Source organism: Exiguobacterium sp. 8H (genome assembly GCF_902506255.1).
Taxonomy (GTDB): Bacteria; Bacillota; Bacilli; order Exiguobacteriales; family Exiguobacteriaceae; genus Exiguobacterium; species Exiguobacterium profundum.
This window is the reverse complement of record NZ_LR733429.1, coordinates 785,944-802,751: the sequence shown is the minus strand read 5'-3', so window position 1 is coordinate 802,751 and position 16,808 is coordinate 785,944. Positions and strand designations below refer to the sequence as shown.

16 protein-coding genes and 1 other RNA gene are annotated in these 16,808 nt (G+C 46.9%); 13 read left to right on the top strand and 4 right to left on the bottom strand.

Features of this window, described 5'->3' with window-relative positions:
• Positions 1 to 6 precede the first annotated feature (6 nt).
• Positions 7 to 894: a hypothetical protein gene (locus tag GVY43_RS04070; RefSeq protein ID WP_159562350.1), complete on the bottom strand. Its 888-nt coding sequence runs from the start codon at positions 892 to 894 to the stop codon at positions 7 to 9.
• A 170-nt stretch (positions 895 to 1,064) separates the two neighbouring features.
• Between GVY43_RS04070 and GVY43_RS04065 the strand changes: the two genes are divergently transcribed.
• Complete coding sequence (locus GVY43_RS04065) at positions 1,065 to 1,472, top strand: hypothetical protein (RefSeq protein WP_074036967.1); 408 nt, start codon at positions 1,065 to 1,067, stop codon at positions 1,470 to 1,472.
• Between the two features lie 94 nt (positions 1,473 to 1,566).
• Entirely contained in the window at positions 1,567 to 3,015 is a 1,449-nt protein-coding gene (locus GVY43_RS04060; protein ID WP_159562349.1) for a S8 family serine peptidase, read from the top strand.
• Positions 3,016 to 3,059: 44 nt separating this feature from the next.
• Here the strand turns inward: GVY43_RS04060 and GVY43_RS04055 are convergent, their stop codons facing one another.
• A complete protein-coding gene (locus GVY43_RS04055) occupies positions 3,060 to 3,464 on the bottom strand; it encodes a hypothetical protein (RefSeq protein WP_012726372.1) in 405 nt (134 codons plus the stop codon).
• Between the two features lie 120 nt (positions 3,465 to 3,584).
• Here GVY43_RS04055 and rnpB point away from each other — a divergent pair.
• The 8 genes from rnpB to GVY43_RS04015 all read left to right on the top strand — a co-directional run bounded on the left by rnpB (position 3,585) and on the right by GVY43_RS04015 (position 9,860).
• Positions 3,585 to 3,952, top strand: an RNA gene (gene rnpB, locus GVY43_RS04050) — RNase P RNA component class B.
• 124 nt (positions 3,953 to 4,076) lie between these two features.
• A complete protein-coding gene (locus GVY43_RS04045; protein WP_074036970.1) occupies positions 4,077 to 5,240 on the top strand; it encodes a class I SAM-dependent RNA methyltransferase in 1,164 nt (387 codons plus the stop codon).
• A gap of 120 nt (positions 5,241 to 5,360) precedes the next feature.
• Positions 5,361 to 5,543, top strand: coding sequence for a hypothetical protein (locus GVY43_RS04040; protein WP_230872813.1), 183 nt, complete (start codon positions 5,361 to 5,363; stop codon positions 5,541 to 5,543).
• Positions 5,544 to 5,594: 51 nt separating this feature from the next.
• The gene (locus GVY43_RS04035) at positions 5,595 to 6,497 is read left to right on the top strand and encodes a Gfo/Idh/MocA family protein (RefSeq protein WP_159562348.1); all 903 of its coding nucleotides are present in this window, start codon (positions 5,595 to 5,597) and stop codon (positions 6,495 to 6,497) included.
• A 59-nt stretch (positions 6,498 to 6,556) separates the two neighbouring features.
• Complete coding sequence (locus tag GVY43_RS04030; protein WP_201302244.1) at positions 6,557 to 7,975, top strand: sodium:alanine symporter family protein; 1,419 nt, start codon at positions 6,557 to 6,559, stop codon at positions 7,973 to 7,975.
• 108 nt (positions 7,976 to 8,083) lie between these two features.
• Entirely contained in the window at positions 8,084 to 8,905 is an 822-nt protein-coding gene (locus tag GVY43_RS04025; protein WP_159562347.1) for a YihY/virulence factor BrkB family protein, read from the top strand.
• Positions 8,906 to 8,984: 79 nt separating this feature from the next.
• Positions 8,985 to 9,539 carry a hypothetical protein gene (locus GVY43_RS04020; protein WP_159562346.1) on the top strand — a complete coding sequence of 185 codons (555 nt, stop codon included), beginning with the start codon at positions 8,985 to 8,987 and terminating at the stop codon, positions 9,537 to 9,539.
• A 15-nt stretch (positions 9,540 to 9,554) separates the two neighbouring features.
• Positions 9,555 to 9,860: a hypothetical protein gene (locus GVY43_RS04015; protein ID WP_074036975.1), complete on the top strand. Its 306-nt coding sequence runs from the start codon at positions 9,555 to 9,557 to the stop codon at positions 9,858 to 9,860.
• A gap of 49 nt (positions 9,861 to 9,909) precedes the next feature.
• Here the strand turns inward: GVY43_RS04015 and putP are convergent, their stop codons facing one another.
• Entirely contained in the window at positions 9,910 to 11,391 is a 1,482-nt protein-coding gene (putP, locus tag GVY43_RS04010; protein WP_078146955.1) for a sodium/proline symporter PutP, read from the bottom strand.
• Positions 11,392 to 11,736: 345 nt separating this feature from the next.
• Positions 11,737 to 12,708, bottom strand: a complete 972-nt coding sequence (locus GVY43_RS04005; RefSeq protein ID WP_236548922.1) for a D-alanyl-D-alanine carboxypeptidase family protein — start codon at positions 12,706 to 12,708, stop codon at positions 11,737 to 11,739.
• 199 nt (positions 12,709 to 12,907) lie between these two features.
• Between GVY43_RS04005 and GVY43_RS04000 the strand changes: the two genes are divergently transcribed.
• From GVY43_RS04000 to GVY43_RS03990, 3 genes are all read left to right on the top strand, one after another.
• Positions 12,908 to 14,440 carry an FAD-dependent oxidoreductase gene (locus GVY43_RS04000; RefSeq protein WP_159562344.1) on the top strand — a complete coding sequence of 511 codons (1,533 nt, stop codon included), beginning with the start codon at positions 12,908 to 12,910 and terminating at the stop codon, positions 14,438 to 14,440.
• Between the two features lie 74 nt (positions 14,441 to 14,514).
• On the top strand, positions 14,515 to 15,987 hold the full coding sequence (locus GVY43_RS03995; protein WP_159562343.1) for a carboxypeptidase M32: 1,473 nt from the start codon (positions 14,515 to 14,517) through the stop codon (positions 15,985 to 15,987).
• Positions 15,984 to 16,691 (top strand): glycerophosphodiester phosphodiesterase, encoded by a 708-nt coding sequence (locus tag GVY43_RS03990; protein ID WP_159562342.1) that lies wholly within the window; start codon positions 15,984 to 15,986, stop codon positions 16,689 to 16,691. The genes GVY43_RS03995 and GVY43_RS03990 overlap by 4 nt, the downstream gene beginning before the upstream one ends.
• Positions 16,692 to 16,808: the final 117 nt, after the last annotated feature.

Below are 16,808 nucleotides of genomic sequence, written 5' to 3'. Positions count from 1 at the left end.
TCAGCTTTATTGCTTCGTCATCTCTTGATGAAGGGCACGGAGGGCGCGGATGAACGCATCCTTAAAGTATTTGTCTTCTTGAGTCTCTAATGTTTGGATGGCCTTTTGGTCACCGTTACTCGCTTTGACGAGAAGATTCACGACTGTTCCCCAGCGTTTCACATGTTCTGGGCGAGGGTGGTTCAACGCGGTCGTCAGCGTGAACCAATACGGTTGATCGCGCCGCTGCAACGTGGCAATCATCCGTTTGGCAAGGAGCGCTTCTTCTTCAGAAGGGATTGTTGCCGTGGCGAACCAACCGAGCATCGAAGCGCTCATCGATTCAAGTTCTTGTTTCATCGCAGGTTCGATTGGCATCCGTCCGAAGTCTGTCACGTTGACAAATACCAATCGGTCTTTCGGGTCAATATGTGTGATCCATCCTGATAATGACTTCAGCTTTTCACGTTCTTTTGACTGGGCTTTACACGTATACCCTTGAAGTTTTCCGATGTAGATGCGGAATTGTCCACGGTCGACATGTTTGTCCACCTTGAACTCGATTTCTTGTCCTGCTTGAAACGGTTGATTCCGTTTATTCAACGTCTGCCCCTTTTTCAATTCAGGTCGTTTGGAAATATGACGCAATGCTTCTTGTTCAGTCCGATCATCCAATGTCCAAAGGTTGTGAGGGGTCACGTTTTTAAAACGATGACGCCGGACGTAGATGTATTGGTCGAGTGCGTCGATCGCGTCTGCGGAAGTGGCAGTTCCATTCAAATAGTCATCAGCGATATCACGTAAGGTGAGGGATTCGAGACGATCGATATGTCCTGAATAGGGAACGCTTCCGACAACAAATAACGCGGTCGCAATCAACTCACTTTCTCGAGGGGTCAGCGGTCGTTTGGCCATGATGCACTTCCTCTCTTAATTCATATGATTAGTATAACAAAAACAGTTAGAATGTTGTGAACTCAACTGCGATTTGGAAAAAAATGAGGAATGGACAGGATTCCCACCATTTATCTCGAATAATGACTTGTAGAGAATCGGATGTAGGAATGAAAAAGTGAGGTGAGGCAATGAAGCTCTCCATCGAATCTGGGGATTATGTCGTATTGATTGAAATCAATAAAGAAGTACTCAAATGTGCATCCCTTGAGGAAGCCGATCAGGCAGATCGTCTGCGATATGAACTCGTTGGTCGGATGAGTGAACGCTTGCCAGCAGAAGTCATCGTTCCGTCGATCATCGATTACATTCGCTTCGGAAGCGGATATATCGGAGATCGCATCGTCTGGGACGCTGAAACGGAGTCTTTTTTTTGCCAGCAGTTTGAGACCATTGACGGGTCTCCACTTGGAGAGGACCTCGAGGGATTCCGTCCCGACCCAAGCCGGGTGGAACTGGCGCGCTACTATACGTACTTGACGATTGGACGGATTGTCGAGTTTGATATGCTGCACCCGGATGAGCCGAGCTATTGGTAAACTTAGCGACAACTTTTTATTCAAAAAAAGGGAAATCTAATCCAAAGTTTGAGATAATGGAGTCACTTTATCAGTTTGGAATGGAGCGGAAGGAATGAAAAAGATTGCCCTTTTGACAGCGATTGCCCTTTTACTGCCGGTCGGAGTAGATGCAGCACAGCCGGTCATCCTTAAGAAACATGGTTACGTCGTCTCAGAACCACAAGTCACGAGCCAATATTATGTGAAGCAAATCGGTATGGATTTGGCCTGGAATAAGACGAGAGGCGCAACTGATATCGTTGTGGCGCTGATTGACTCGTCAGCTGACCGTAACCATACGGATTTGAAGAACGTTCCTCGTGTCGTCAATTCCATGAAAGGTCCATACACTGCGGATATTCATGGCACACATACCGCTGGGATCATGGCCGGGAAACATAACCGTTTTGGGATCGCCGGACTCGCGCCGAACGTCCGCTATCACTTTTATAATGTGTTCTACGGGGTGAATTCAGATAAAACAGACTCTTGGACGGTCGCCAATGCAGTGGATACGGCTGTAGCGAAAGGGGCGAACATCATCAACCTCTCGCTTGGAGGGGATGATTATGATAGTCGTTTGGCCACATCGATTAAACGGGCAAGGGCGAAAGGGGTCATTATCGTCGCATCATCTGGAAATGATCGAAAACAGACGATCAATTTTCCTGCAAACATGAAAGAGGTAATCGCGGTCGGTGCAATCGATTCTAGACATCGTCTCGCGAGCTTTAGCAATATGGACGATCGCGTCAAAATCGTGGCGCCAGGTGTGAACATCCTCTCTCTAGGAATCAACAACCGCTTTATCTTTATGGACGGGACGTCGATGGCGGCACCGATGGTCACGGCGAGCCTCGCGCTCGTCAAATCGATCAATCCTTATTTGACACCTGGTGAGATCGACCAGTTGATTGCGAAGATGCCAAAAGCCTCCGGAAAGTCTTATACGGAATTGAATGCGATGAAACTGCTAGAGGCAACGGCTCGCCCTATTCACATCTCTGCCCCTTCGGTGTGGAAGAGTCGATACGTGAATGATGTCAAGTTGAGTGTCATGAAGCATTCGAACTTAAAGTCCTCGTTCACACTGTATCAAGGGAACAAGAAAGTCAAGACGCTCACACCAAATCGGTCGTTCACGATGTATTCGAGCGGGGATTGGTTACCGAGCGGACAATATCGCATCGTCGGTCAAGTCACGGATGGAAAACATAAGCGATACACGAGCCGAACGATTGATTATGTCAACACGTTGAAGACGGCAGTGTCTGTGAAGGTGTCGGAAGAAGGGACGTTCTCGATTCACACGACACGAAAAGGCACGGTCACGGTACTTGATTCAAATGGGAAGGTCTTGTACGAAGCCCTCCACATCGCCGGGACATTCCCGGTAAGAGGGAATACGACACAGAAGCTGACGGTCATCCTTAAACCGACGGACCTTCGCGAAAAAGTGGTGACGACATCTTTTGAGCCACCAATCATCGAAGACGAGCCTCCGGTCACAGAGACCTTGTAAGATAAAAAGCCGCCTGCTCCTAACGGAGAGACGGCTTTTTCTATTTAATCGATGGTGATGGCTTCTCCACACCAACGGATACTCGCTTCTAATACGTTCCCTTGGTCATCAATATGCTCGAAACTGAGTTTCCCATCTCGGATGATTTCGCAAAGACCGACTCGGACACGGTCGCTCCAAGCGCGACGCGTCTCATGCGTTTCATCGAACACTGGAATGGCGTCCGGGAAGCGCTCCTCGAGATGTGCTAAATTGTGATGGTCAAAATGATAAGGTCGTTTCGAGAGTTCGTTCGGTGCCTTGATGTCGAACGGTTCAAACCCTCGGACGAGACGATTATTTCGGTAGAAGGCGAACACGCCGTTGTTCGGGTGGAGCACTTTAATGTCATCGATTTCTATTACATAAGTCAGACGTTGAATCCAACCGTTTTTTGCATCCTGATGCATCAAAATCCCTCCTTATTCAATGAACACGCCTTATTTTAGCGCTGACTGAACGTAAAATCAAGTTTCGAATTTAAGTTGTCAACCGTTCAAATTTCAGCTACAATGGTTGAAGTGACTATGAAGTCTGGACAATCGCGGGACGCAAGTCTTGAGGAAAGTCCATGCTCGCACAGCCTGTGATGGCTGTAGTGATCGTGCTACACGAAACGATAAGTGTAGGCAACGCAAGTTGACGGCAGAAGAAACACCTAAGTCCTCGGATATGGTGTCCGCTTCTTGAAAGTGCCACAGTGACGGAGTCTGATCGGAAACGTTCAGAGTGGAACGAGGTAAACCCCACGAGCGAGAAACCCAAACTATGGTAGGGGAACTTCCAGACCGGAATCGAACGGGACGGAGGGCGCTGATGTGCGCAGATAGATGATTGTCACTCCATCGTGCCAGGGAGACCGCTATGAGCACCGGAGTACAGAACATGGCTTACAGGACAACATAGTCTCAACTGACAACGACAAGGAGTTCAAGCACATATACTTGAGCTCCTTTTTTCATGATTTTTTTACAACTTACAAAATGACTGAAAGATATTTATGTAGAAGGAAGGCGATTTAGATGGCAAAACGTAAACTGATTGCGACGGCAGCGATGGGAATCGAGGCACTTGTGGCAAAAGAAGTAAGGGATTTAGGATACACGTGCGAAGTCGAGAACGGACGGATTTATATCGACGCGGAAATGGAAGACATCCCACGTCTGAACATGTGGTTGCGGACAGCAGACCGGGTCAAACTCGTCGTTGCCGAGTTCAAGGCGACAACGTTTACAGAATTGTTTGACGGGGTCGTAGCGTTACCATGGACCGACCTCATGCCGTGGGACGCGGCGTTCACGGTCGACGGACGCTCGGTCAAATCAAAGCTGTTCTCGATTCGTGACTGTCAGAAAATCACGGAGAAGGCGATCGTTGAAGCGATGCAACGCGGCTATCGTAAAGAGGGAGAATGGTTGCCGAAGTCAGGCGCGAAATTCCCAATCGAAGTCGCTCTTTTGAAAGATGTGGCGACCATCACGATCGATACGTCCGGTCCACTTCACCGTCGAGGCTACCGTGAGCTTCATTCGCAAGCTCCACTCAAAGAGACGATGGCAGCGGCGATGATTCAATTGACAAACTGGCGTCCGGACATGCCGTTTTATGACGTATTTACAGGTTCAGGGACGCTCGCCATCGAAGCGGCGATGATTGGACGAAATATCGCGCCGGGTATCAACCGTGAATACTTCGCACAGGATTGGACATGCATCCCGAAAAAAGCCTGGTATGCGGCAATAAATGAAGCGAATGAGAAGGCGGAGTGGGATAAACCGTTAAAAATCTATGGAATCGACTTGGATCCGCGGATGGTGAAACTTGCAAAAGACAATGCGGAACTCGCTGACGTCCGTGATGCGATCACATTCGTCCATAGTGACGCAGCCGCACTGAAGCCGAAAGAAGAGTACGGGGTCATCATCGGAAACCCACCTTATGGGGAACGACTTCAGTCAGAAGAAGAAATCATCGACTTGTACGAACGGATCGGGGAACAATATGCGAAATACCCTGGTTACAGTGTCTATATGTTGACGAGTTATGAAGACTTCGAGAAGGCATACGGGCGCCCGGCGACGAAGCGTCGGAAGCTGTACAACGGAAATATCGAGACGCAATATTACCAATACTTCGGAAAGCGTCGCCCACGTCCGGACCGTGACGCAAAACCGAAATCAGAATGATGAATCCATGACCGTTCACCTGAGCGGTCATTTTTCTGTTTTCTTAGAACAAACTCACTTGTTTCATCATCCGTGTAACAGGATATACATAACATATGTATAATTAGAGGGGGACAGATGATGGAAAAGTATACAGTCGAATATCAGTTACATGTGAAAGAACAGAACACTCGGACGGTCGAGGTAGAAATGGACCGTGTGCCGGACTTAAATAATCAAGAAGAATTACATGCGGCTTACCAGATTGTATCTGACGCGATTCGTGAACCGATCACAAGTTTTGAGATTGTATCTATTACGTGAGCCCGAGGCAATCGCTTCGGGCTTTCTACATAATATTGGAGGAGTGAGCAAATGAATATTTTAGTAGTGGGCATCGGGGATGTCGCCAAAAAAGCATATCTACCTGTATATGCCGGATTAAAGGACGTTGATGTGTATCTCGTCTCAAGGGATGAACAGAAGTTACACGATATCATCTCGACCTTTCGTTTCAAAGGAGGGTACTCAGACCTACACGCCGTGCCGATGACAGAAATCGATGCGGTCATGATTCATTCGACGACAGCTGTTCATTATGAGCAAGCCGAGTATTGTCTACGGCAAGGAAAGCATGTCTTCATCGACAAACCGATCACGTTCACTCTTGGAGAGACGGAACGACTCGTCGCACTTGCTAAAGAGAAAGGCGTCCATCTCGTCACAGGCTTCAATCGCCGATTTGCCACGGCCACACAGGCACTCAAACAAGTCGAAGAAAAAAATATGGTCTTCATTCAAAAGAACAGAACGTATAAACCGGCATCGCTTCGTGAATTTGTGATCGAGGATTTCGTGCATGTCGTCGATACGCTCCGTTATTTGACCGACCTTCAGCCTATCGAACGTTTACGTGTCACACCTCGATTTGAAGGGGATGTGCTGAAACAAGTGATGATTCATTTCAAGGCAGGGGGAATCGAGGCAATCGGTTGGATGAACCGAGACAACAGTTGCACCGAAGAAGTGATGGAAGTCATGTCACCGACCGTGAAGCGGGTCACGCGTGATGTGGAGCGGATTACAGACTATGGACGAGACGGTGTGAAGGAATGGTCGCTCGACCCATGGGAGTCGAATTTGAAACGTCGAGGATTTATCGACCTTGTGGAAGACTTCTTACGTTTACTTCGTGGGGAACCGAACGCCTCCGTTGTCGCGGAAGACAGTCTCGAGACACATCGTCTCTGTGAAGAGATTCTAAAGGAAGTGCGGTGAACATACTGTTTCCGTCATATTCAGACCGGGTAAAAACCCGATAAAAGGAGGCGATTTCGTTGGATATTCGAGAACTGATTATGCAAATCAATGACTATTTATGGTCGTACCTTCTCATCTTCGTATTGATTGCAGGAGGTCTTTATTTTACGTTTCGGATGGGGTTCGTTCAATTTCGAATGTTACCGGAAATGTTTAAACTCTTATTCGTGAAAGGAATCAAGCATGAGAAAGGACAGGTCTCATCTTTCCAAGCGTTCGCCATCGGAACGGCTGCCCGTGTCGGTACGGGGAACATCGCCGGCGTATCGACGGCCATTGCCTTAGGAGGTCCCGGGGCAGTATTTTGGATGTGGCTCATCGCCTTGATCGGAGCAGCTTCGGCGTTTGTTGAAAGTACGCTCGCCCAGGTGTATAAAGTGCATGACGGCAAGGCTTGGCGCGGTGGTCCGGCGTACTATATCGAACGTGCACTTGGTGCACGCTGGTTAGGCATCGTATTTGCCATTTTGATTACGTTCGCGTTCGGTTTTGCGTTCAACTCCGTCCAGGCAAATACAATCGCACTCTCCGTGAATAACGTATTTGAGATCGATACGGTCTGGGTCGGCATCATCTTGTCCGTTGTCACCGCTATCGTCATCTTCGGTGGGATTCGTTCCATCTCGACCTTATCGGGAATCATTGTACCAATCATGGCGGGCGGTTATATCTTACTCGCTATTTGGGTCGTCCTTACGAATCTTGATGTCGTGCCACAGGTGTTCTCCGCCATCTTCTCTGAAGGTGTCCTCGGTTTCCAACAGTTGTTCGGTGGTGCGGTCGGTGCAGCCGTCCTCCAAGGAATTCGACGTGGTCTCTTCTCGAACGAGGCAGGTATGGGGTCTGCCCCTAACGCCGCAGCTACCGCTGAGGTGAGTCACCCGGTCAAGCAAGGATTGATTCAATCGCTTAGCGTATTCGTTGACACCTTGTTCATCTGTACCGCAACAGCGATGATTGTCCTCATTTCAGGAGTTGAAGGCTCTGAAGCTTTCCAAGGGATTGAGCTTGCCCAAGAGGCGCTTCTCGTTGAAATCGGACCGATTGCGACGACTCTCATGACTGTCGCCATCTTACTTTTTGCCTTCAGTTCGATTTTGGCCAATTATTATTATGGAGAGACGAACATCGAGTTCATATCTGAGAAGAAGCGATATTTGATAATCTATCGGATTGCCGTTGTCGGGATGGTCATGTTCGGGTCTGTGCGATCTGCGGGACTCGTCTGGTCGATTGCCGACATCTTTATGGGCTTGATGGCACTCGTCAACATGTATGCGATTTTCCGATTGAGTAAAGTTGCCAAGACGCTCCTCGACGACTATATGGCCCAAAAGAAAGAAGGAAGAGACCCGGAATTTTTTAAAGATGGTGTCGAACTTCCTGGTATGGAACATATTGAAGCGTGGGAAACAAAAAAAGAAGAAATTAGTTGAAGGATCATCAATCAATGGGACGTCCCTGGAAACAGGGGCTTCCTCTTCATTTTGAACTTATTATTTCAAATACCGCATTATATTATAAAAAGAAAGTAGAGAGTAACGATGAAACAAGTATTTTTGACAATCGTCAAGCGATTTTTTACAGAACGTTTTTTTGATCAAGCGGCCATGTTAGCCTATTATTTCATTTTATCCACGTTCCCGTTCTTATTATTCGTATTAGGGATTGTTGGATTTTTACCGTTTACGAGTGGCGATGTGATTCAAGCGTTATCACTCATCATGCCTGAAGCCAGTTACAAGCTATTAGAAGGAAACATTGAAGCCGTATTCGACAACTCCAAATTGAAATTGGCATCATTCAGTATCTTACCAGCACTCTGGATCTCATCGATGGCCGTACAATCTCTCGTGCGGGCATTGAACGATGCCTACCGGGCTGTTCGTAATAAAGCCTTTTGGAGGGGCGTCTTACAGGATATCGCCATCACCTTGGCGCTCATGTTTGTGTTGCCATTTTCATTGCTCGTCCCTGTGATTGAGACGGCACTTCGAGAAATCTCTTCATACGTGTTGTTCATCGATGAGATTGTCACGACATATGCGCAGATTTGGTTTTACTTCAGATGGATCATCGGAACAGGTCTTCTATTCACTGTATTCGTATTTGTATATAAGTGGTTGCCAAGTGTGTCCGGAACATTTAAAAATAGTTGGGCCGGAGCCGCTTTTGCAACAGTAGGGATTCTGCTTGTCTCGAACGTGTTTAGTTACTATTCACAATTCGCAAACTACGAGCAGTTTTATGGTCAACTCGGTGCATTCATCGTCTTATTGATTTGGTTCTATCTCGCTGCCTCTGTCATCTTGCTTGGTGGGCTGTTGAATGCGACGTTAATCGAGAGGAAAGAAAAACTTCATTAGACGTGTAATTGCTAGTTATCATTCGAAAGAATAGGGAATGGTAACGTAAGGTCACATCATCTAAGCGGAGGTGGGAAACATGGATATGCAACGGCTCGTACACAATCGTCGTTTCATCGATCAATCATTGTTTTACCTCGCCTTACATCTATGGAAATGGATCCTACTGTTACCTGTCTTGTTCTATTTGGACGTATCGTTCCGACACTCGCCATTCTCTGAGTACTTGATTGTCAGTATCATCTTGTATCTCATGTTTCGTGTGATTCAATATGTGATAGCTAGCCGAGCCTCTCTCATGGAATTAGTAGAGTTCGCGTATGGGGTGCTATCACTTGTTCTCGTCTTCTCGTTCATGATGGAAATCGGCGCGCCACCGATCGCTGTCGCAATAGTTGGTGCTGCATACTTGAGCCATTCGATGCTTTCTCTACATCACTATCAAAACTTTTCAGAGCGCAAATGGTTGAACAAACAGTTTCAATTATTTAGCCCGATGCTTCGCCAGGGTGAGGTACCGGTTCATGTCCTCGTGTTGACGGAAGATGAAATTGTGATTACTGTAGAAAGTGGAAAAGAGTTTACGTACCGTCATATTTACTGGGGCGGTTTTTATGTAGAAAATCCTTCCTAAAAGGTGGTTACTCAGTTGTTTAGTGGATTTGATAATGTGATTGTCATCGTATTCTGGATTGCAACATTCATCGCTTTCTTTAAAGGCGCCTATGATATGTGGCGTGAATACCGAACGTCGAAAGAAAAATCAGTATTGTACTTTTTAATCGTATTGATTATCACATGGTTTTGGTTCAATCCATACGAATTGGTCGCATTGCATCCCTTCGTACTAATGGCGTACTATTGGAACCGAAATCGGTGGATGCGAAACGCAATGTTCGTATTGGTTCTCGTACCGTTTGTGATTCGTGTCTGGTTAATCGCAGCATCGATGTAAAACAAAAAACTCGGTCCCTTTATAGGGAACCGAGTTTTTGTGTGAATCGTTACTCTTTCTTCGCAGCTGCCAATTCAGCTTCCATTTCACCGAATTCACGGTTGATACGTTTTTGTTCTTTCTGGCTAGTAAAGTTACTGACAAGCACGATTGCCAACATACTCAAGAAGAAGCCAGGTACCATTTCATAAAGGACTGTCGAAAGTCCAGTGACGATCCAGAGAATGACGGTAATGGCACCGACGAGGATACCAGCGAGGGCACCTTGACGCGTCATCTTGCTCCAGTAAAGTGACAAGAGGATTGCTGGTCCAAATGCAGAACCGAATCCAGCCCATGCATATCCGACGAGTGTGAGGATTGTACTTGATGGGTTGAGTGACATGAGCGTCGCTACAACTCCTACTAGCAAGACACCAACACGTCCGGCAAGGACCATCGTCTTCTCACTTGCATCTTTGTTGAAGAATTTACGATAGAAGTCTTCTGTCAATGCAGATGATGTGACGAGCAATTGCGACGATACCGTCGACATGACCGCAGCAAGGATGGCTGCCAATAAGAAACCAGTGATGAACGGGTGGAACAAGACTTCAGAGAATTGAATGAAGACTGTTTCCGGGTCCCCGAGTGGATTTCCTTGTCCTCGGAAATAAGCGATTCCGACGAACCCTGTCATGACGGCACCGATTATAGATACTGTCATCCAGCTCATCCCGATACGACGAGCCGTTTTCAATGATTTCACATCACGGATTGCCATAAAGCGAACAATGATGTGTGGCTGACCGAAGTAACCAAGTCCCCAAGCGAGGAGACCGATAATCCCGAGTGTCGTCGTCCCTTTAAAGAGGTCGAACAAATCGGCATTGATTGTCGTTGCAGAGTTGACAGCAGTGTCTACTCCACCGATATCTGTTAAAGCGACGAATGGTACGAGCACGAGCGCCAAGAACATGATGACACCTTGTGCGAAGTCCGTCCAACTAACTGCCGTGAATCCACCGAAGAGGGTGTATAAGATGACGACACTAATTGTGACAATGACACCTGTCTGATAATTTAATCCGAATGAGCTTTCAAACAACTTCCCGCCGGATACAAGTCCAGCTGATGTGTAGAACGTGAAGAAGATGATGATGACGGATGCAGAAAGGATCCGTAGCCAGTTCGAGTGATCTCGGAACCGATTCTCTAAGAAGTCTGGAATCGTAATCGAATCGTTCGCCATCTCTGTGAAGACGCGAAGTCGTGGAGCAACTAACAAGTAGTTCAAGTAAGCTCCGATGACCAATCCAACGGCTAACCAAATTGCTGATAGTCCAGTTGCATACATTGCACCCGGTAGTCCCATTAACATCCAACCACTCATATCCGAAGCTCCGGCTGACATGGCTGTAACGCCTGGCCCCATTTTACGGCCACCTAACATATAATCTGATGAATCGGTCGTTCGTTTATACGCAACGTATCCGATAAGAAGCATCATCACGAGATAAAGCGCGATTGATACCCATTCTTGCCATAGCATTGAATTACCTCCTATTAAGTTAAAAGATCTATTTAATCAACTCGTTCGCGATTGTGTGAAGACATCACACAGTTAAAAACAAAAGTTGAAAATGCGAACTTGTGCTTTACCTTACAGAACCTTTGAAATGATTGCAAACTGACACTTTTTCATAAAAACAGCTCTAAAGCCCATTATACCAACGGATGGAGGCTAAAATTTTCAGATAAAAAGTTTAAATATTCTGAATATTTGAAATGCTGAGGACTTTCCTGTGTAACATGAATGTAATATTTATGGGAAAATTTTCAGAAAACATATTTTTAATCATAAGAAAAAGAGCATCTTTGAATGCTCTTTACTTCTTTATTTGAATGCTTTTTCTTCAACGAGTCGCATCGTCGGGAATGTTTGTCCAGACTTCGCCTGCATCGTAACCAAGATATAAGTTTCGCTATTATGTTTCATGATGAATACCATGGTATATCCGGATTCGTCCGTATAACCCGTCTTCGTGGCGGTCACAAACTTGGAGTAGTTGACACTTCGTTCATTAACCGATGAACCGAGGTGATACCACCAACGACGTTTGCCGTTACCGTCTTTATCTTTAAATTCGGCTTTTAATTCATAAGTCCCGGCAATTTCAATCAACTCCGGGTATGTACTGAATGCGAAGGCGATTTTAGCCATGTCGTTCGCCGTCGTATAATGATTCGGATCCGAGTAGCCATGCGCATTTACGAAATGCGTTCCAGTCAATCCTAAAACCTTTGCTCGATCATTCATCAATTGAACGAAGGCCTCGGTCGACCCGCTCGTGTATTCCGCAAGGCTGTTCGCAGCATCGTTTCCGGATTCAAGTAGCGTGGCGTAAAGTGCTTGACGAACTGTCAATGTATCCCCGATGGCAAGATGCGCGATATGGCTGTCCCATGGAATATCGAGTGTCGACTGTTGAATCGTAATGAATGGTTGGTCGAGTTCATTCGCTGCAGATGCCTTCTCATAAGCAAGCAGTGCCGTCATCAATTTAGTCGTACTGGCTGGAAACACACGATCATTGGCGTTTTTATCGATCAATATCTCTTGTTTGGTCACGTTGACGAAAGTTAGTGCGCCAACAGAGATTTCCTCATCCGAAATCATCTTCGTCTCACTCGGACTCCATGAACCCATGTCGATATCCGGGAAAAGCGGACCTGTATTCATCGGTTCAGCTTTTGGTGTGGACGCTTCTGCTAATGTCGGTGCTTCTTTATCTTGTTTAAATCCGACCAACGTCGGGATCAGTGCGATGATTCCGAGTAAAACGACCGCGGCAATCATTCTTCGCATGATGTACGTTCTTCTTCGGTGTCTCCTTCTACGGGTCAACAAAAGTCCCTCCTTTTTTGGTTACTCTATAAACATAATAGAAAACGCTCTTTTTTTTCGCTAATAAAATAAAGAACTAGGTCAATGATTGATCGGCGATGAAAGAACTGCGTTTCGGGTATAAGGGTAAAGATGTCACTTTTAGAGAGGAGGATGCATCATGCATCGTTATCCGTTCACGAACTCCATTTGGCGTCAACATGATACTGGGACGCCGTACCCATCCCTTTCCGTTTCGGAATCGACCGAAGTCGTCGTCATCGGGGCAGGGATTGCGGGACTCGTCTGCGCCTATGAACTCCAAAAGCGAGGGAAACAAGTGACGCTTCTAGAAGCGTTAGAGATTGGACATGGGACGACGGGACATACGACGGCAAAATGTTCCGTTCAACATGGGACGATTTATCATAAGTTGATTCGTCATTTTGATGAGTCCATCGCTCGTTTATATTACGAGTTCAACTCAGAAGCGCTCATCTATCTAAAAAAACAAATTGAAGAAGGGTTTGACTGCGATTACGCGAATGAACAATCGTATCTTTACTCTAGGGAACCGAACGAAGAACTTACTAAAGAACTGGATGCGTATCGTCGTTTGAAGATTGACGGAGGAGAAGCGACGGAAGAAGTGAGAAAGGCTCTCCCGTTCTCGATCGAGCAGGCGTTGGTGATCCATGACCAAGCTCAATTCCATCCCGTGAAATACTTACGTGAATTAGCGGAACGTTTTGTTCGTCTCGGAGGAAAGATTTATGAAAATTCTAGAGCGACGGAAGTGAGTCAGGGACCACGTCCAGTAGTCACTACATCTAACGGTAGAAGGGTACAGGGAAATCAAGTCGTGATTGCGACCCACTATCCATTCAATGACCTGCGCGGGTTGTACGTGTCGAAGTTTTCAATCGAAAGATCGTATATCGTTGCCTGTGAAGTGGAGAGTCGACCACTCAGAGGGATGTATTTAGAGGTTGGACAGCAAAATCGTTCGTTTCGATCCTATAGTGAAAACGGAAAAAGCTATTTACTAGTTGGAGGTGAGGGGCATACCGCTGGGCAAGTCACAGATACGCGTCTCCGATATGATCGATTGGAGAATGACGCACAGGCACATTTTGGAACGCATCGGGCATCTCATAGGTGGTCGTCCCAAGATCTTATCACCTTAGATGGACTTCCTTACGTAGGGCAAATGTTCAAAAGAGAACCAGATCTCTTTGTGGCGACTGGATTTTCGAAATGGGGGATGACGAACGGAATCGCTGCCGGCACCTTGCTCGCGGACCAACTCACAGGTCGTCCGAACCGATTCGTCGAGCTGGTCTCACCGCTCCGTCAAACGGTTAAACCTAGTGATATCAGTGCATTTCTCAAAACAAACTTAGATACTGCCGCTCAATTCACGAAAGGGACAGTAAATCGGATGCTTGAACGAAAAGATGTACAAGACCTGCAGCTAGATGAGGGAGGGGTCGTACAAGTGGATGGGAAGACCAAGGGCGTCTATCGAGATTTGGATAACCAGTGCCATGTCGTCAACCTGACCTGTACGCACCTCGGTTGTACAGTGAAATGGAACAATGCCGAGCGGTCATGGGATTGTCCATGCCACGGCTCTCGTTTCGATGCAAAAGGGGCTGTATTAGAGGGTCCTGCCACAAAACCACTTTCCTACAGTAAGCGAGAAGATTTGTAAACTGGTGTAGGCAAAGGTTGACAGCTATAATAAAGTAGAAAGAGAACAGAATAACACATAGGGGTGAAAGACAGATGGAAGTAACAAAAGAATGGCGTGAACATTTTAAACAACTGCGTGCCTTCGATGAAGCAATCTCTCTCTTATATTGGGACATGCGTACACAAATGCCGGAACAGTCGGCACCGCTCCGGGCAGAGACAATCGGTTATTTGTCGACCGAGGCATTCAAACGACAGACGAGCGAGTCGTTCGCTTCATTGCTGGAACGGATGGCGGATGAAGAGGGTCTATCTGACATTGAAGCGCGTTCACTTGAAGTCGCGAAGACGCAATACGAACGGAATGCCAAGATTCCGCATGATGAGTATCAAGCTTACGTAACGCTCGTCTCAGAAGCTGAGACGGCGTGGGAAAAAGCGAAAGATCAGGATGATTGGGACGCGTTCGCTCCATACCTTAAAAAGATTATCGGATTCCAGCAAAAATTTGCGGAATATTTCGGTTATGAGAAACATCCGTACGATGCATTGCTCTATGATTTCGAACCGGGCATGACGGTCGAGCTCTTAGACGAATTGTTCGCCTCGCTCCGAGACGAACTCGTTCCTCTTATTCAGCAGCTACCAAAAGAATCACTCTCTATGGACTGGTCGATGCCGGCGGATGTTCAAGAAACCATTTGTCATGACTGGATGAATGTCGTCGCTTACGATTTATCACGTGGTCGATTGGATGCGACAGTGCATCCGTTCGAAATCACCATCAACCGCCGCGACGTCCGGATTACGACGAAGTATGATGAAGCAGATTTCAGAAATGCACTGTTCGGTACGATGCATGAAGCGGGGCACGCGACGTATGAGCAGCAAATCGACCCGATGCTCGATGAACTCGGACTAGGCGGCGGTGCGTCGATGGGGATTCATGAGTCCCAGTCGCTCTTCTTTGAGAACTTCATCGGACGAAGCGAAGCGTTCTTGCATCGCGTCTATCCGAAACTACAATCGCTTCATCCGACATACGCTGCGATCGACTTCGACACTTTCTATCGAGGTGTGAATGAAGCGAAACCATCTCTTATTCGGATTGAGGCTGACGAATTGACATACAGTCTACACATCATCATCCGCTATGAGCTCGAGAAGGCACTCATACAAGGGACGTTGTCCGTCGATGAGCTTCCTGCAGCATGGAATGAAAAGTATAAAGAATATCTCGGACTCGATGTTCCGTCAAATGCTAAAGGAGTCCTTCAAGACGTCCATTGGGCAGGCGGTTCATTCGGATACTTCCCGAGCTATGCCCTGGGGTTAATTTATGCGGCCCAGTTGACGGAAACGTTGAAATCAGCCCTTCCGGAATTTGAGACGTTGATTGCAGAAGGCGAAATCGAACCAATCAAAGTGTGGCTACAGGAGAACGTTCATCAATATGGAAAACGTCTCACACCGAACGAACTCATTCAACAAGTGACAGGTCAAGCCATTTCGGTCCAACCACTCGTTCGATATTTGACCAAAAAATATCAGACAGTTGCCAAATGAAACGATTTGCACATCGTGGCGTTATGGCACATCGGCCGGAGAATACGATGTCGGCATTCAAGCTCGCACTCGAGGCCGGGGCAGACGGAATCGAGACGGATGTTCACATGACAAAGGACGGTGTCCTCGTTCTCATCCATGACGAGACGCTCGAGCGGACGACTGACGGAAGAGGACAAGTTTCACTCTATACCTATGATGAGCTCAGACAGTTCAATGCTGGAGTACGTCATGGTCTAGAAGAGCACATCCCTACGCTCGAGGAGCTGTTCGACCTTGTGAATGAGGAATCGGTCATTTTGAACTTAGAGGTGAAGACGGATGTCCTACGATATGAAGGAATTGAATCTCGCATCATCGATACGATCGAGTCCTCCGGGATTCATGCGTCCCGAATTCTCTTTTCCTCATTCAATCACGAAACCATTCATCGATTGAAACAGATGCGACCAGATATCGAGGCGGCCATTCTGCTTGCACAGCCGCTTTATGACATTTCAGGATATCTTCGATTCGTCGGAGCGGATTCGGTCCATCCGCACATCGATCGCATCACAGACGAAGAAGTACACTCCTTGCAACATCGAGGGATTCCAATCAGACCATTTACGATTAAAACACAACACCAACTGGAGCGTTGTTTAGCGCTTCAAGTCGATGCTGTCTTTGTCAATGATATCGAATGGGCAAACAAAACCACTTAGTCGCAGACTGAGTGGTTTTATATTTGGGTGGAAGGGAACTACATTTTATGTAAAGGTAGCGCTTTCGTCCGTTAGCATATCGGAGCACATTCAGGGCATAGTGTCCCCTTTACGTCA

What these genes read in the sequence shown, in the direction of transcription:
- GVY43_RS03990 (WP_159562342.1), top strand. Translation starts at nt 15,984, where the DNA reads ATGAAACGATTTGCACATCGTGGCGTTATGGCACATCGGCCGGAGAAT.
- GVY43_RS04070 (WP_159562350.1), bottom strand. Translation starts at nt 894, where the DNA reads ATGGCCAAACGACCGCTGACCCCTCGAGAAAGTGAGTTGATTGCGACC.
- GVY43_RS04065 (WP_074036967.1), top strand. Translation starts at nt 1,065, where the DNA reads ATGAAGCTCTCCATCGAATCTGGGGATTATGTCGTATTGATTGAAATC.
- GVY43_RS03995 (WP_159562343.1), top strand. Translation starts at nt 14,515, where the DNA reads ATGGAAGTAACAAAAGAATGGCGTGAACATTTTAAACAACTGCGTGCC.
- GVY43_RS04035 (WP_159562348.1), top strand. Translation starts at nt 5,595, where the DNA reads ATGAATATTTTAGTAGTGGGCATCGGGGATGTCGCCAAAAAAGCATAT.
- GVY43_RS04060 (WP_159562349.1), top strand. Translation starts at nt 1,567, where the DNA reads ATGAAAAAGATTGCCCTTTTGACAGCGATTGCCCTTTTACTGCCGGTC.
- GVY43_RS04025 (WP_159562347.1), top strand. Translation starts at nt 8,084, where the DNA reads ATGAAACAAGTATTTTTGACAATCGTCAAGCGATTTTTTACAGAACGT.
- GVY43_RS04020 (WP_159562346.1), top strand. Translation starts at nt 8,985, where the DNA reads ATGGATATGCAACGGCTCGTACACAATCGTCGTTTCATCGATCAATCA.
- putP (WP_078146955.1), bottom strand. Translation starts at nt 11,391, where the DNA reads ATGCTATGGCAAGAATGGGTATCAATCGCGCTTTATCTCGTGATGATG.
- GVY43_RS04005 (WP_236548922.1), bottom strand. Translation starts at nt 12,708, where the DNA reads ATGCGAAGAATGATTGCCGCGGTCGTTTTACTCGGAATCATCGCACTG.
- GVY43_RS04045 (WP_074036970.1), top strand. Translation starts at nt 4,077, where the DNA reads ATGGCAAAACGTAAACTGATTGCGACGGCAGCGATGGGAATCGAGGCA.
- GVY43_RS04040 (WP_230872813.1), top strand. Translation starts at nt 5,361, where the DNA reads ATGGAAAAGTATACAGTCGAATATCAGTTACATGTGAAAGAACAGAAC.
- GVY43_RS04055 (WP_012726372.1), bottom strand. Translation starts at nt 3,464, where the DNA reads ATGCATCAGGATGCAAAAAACGGTTGGATTCAACGTCTGACTTATGTA.
- GVY43_RS04000 (WP_159562344.1), top strand. Translation starts at nt 12,908, where the DNA reads ATGCATCGTTATCCGTTCACGAACTCCATTTGGCGTCAACATGATACT.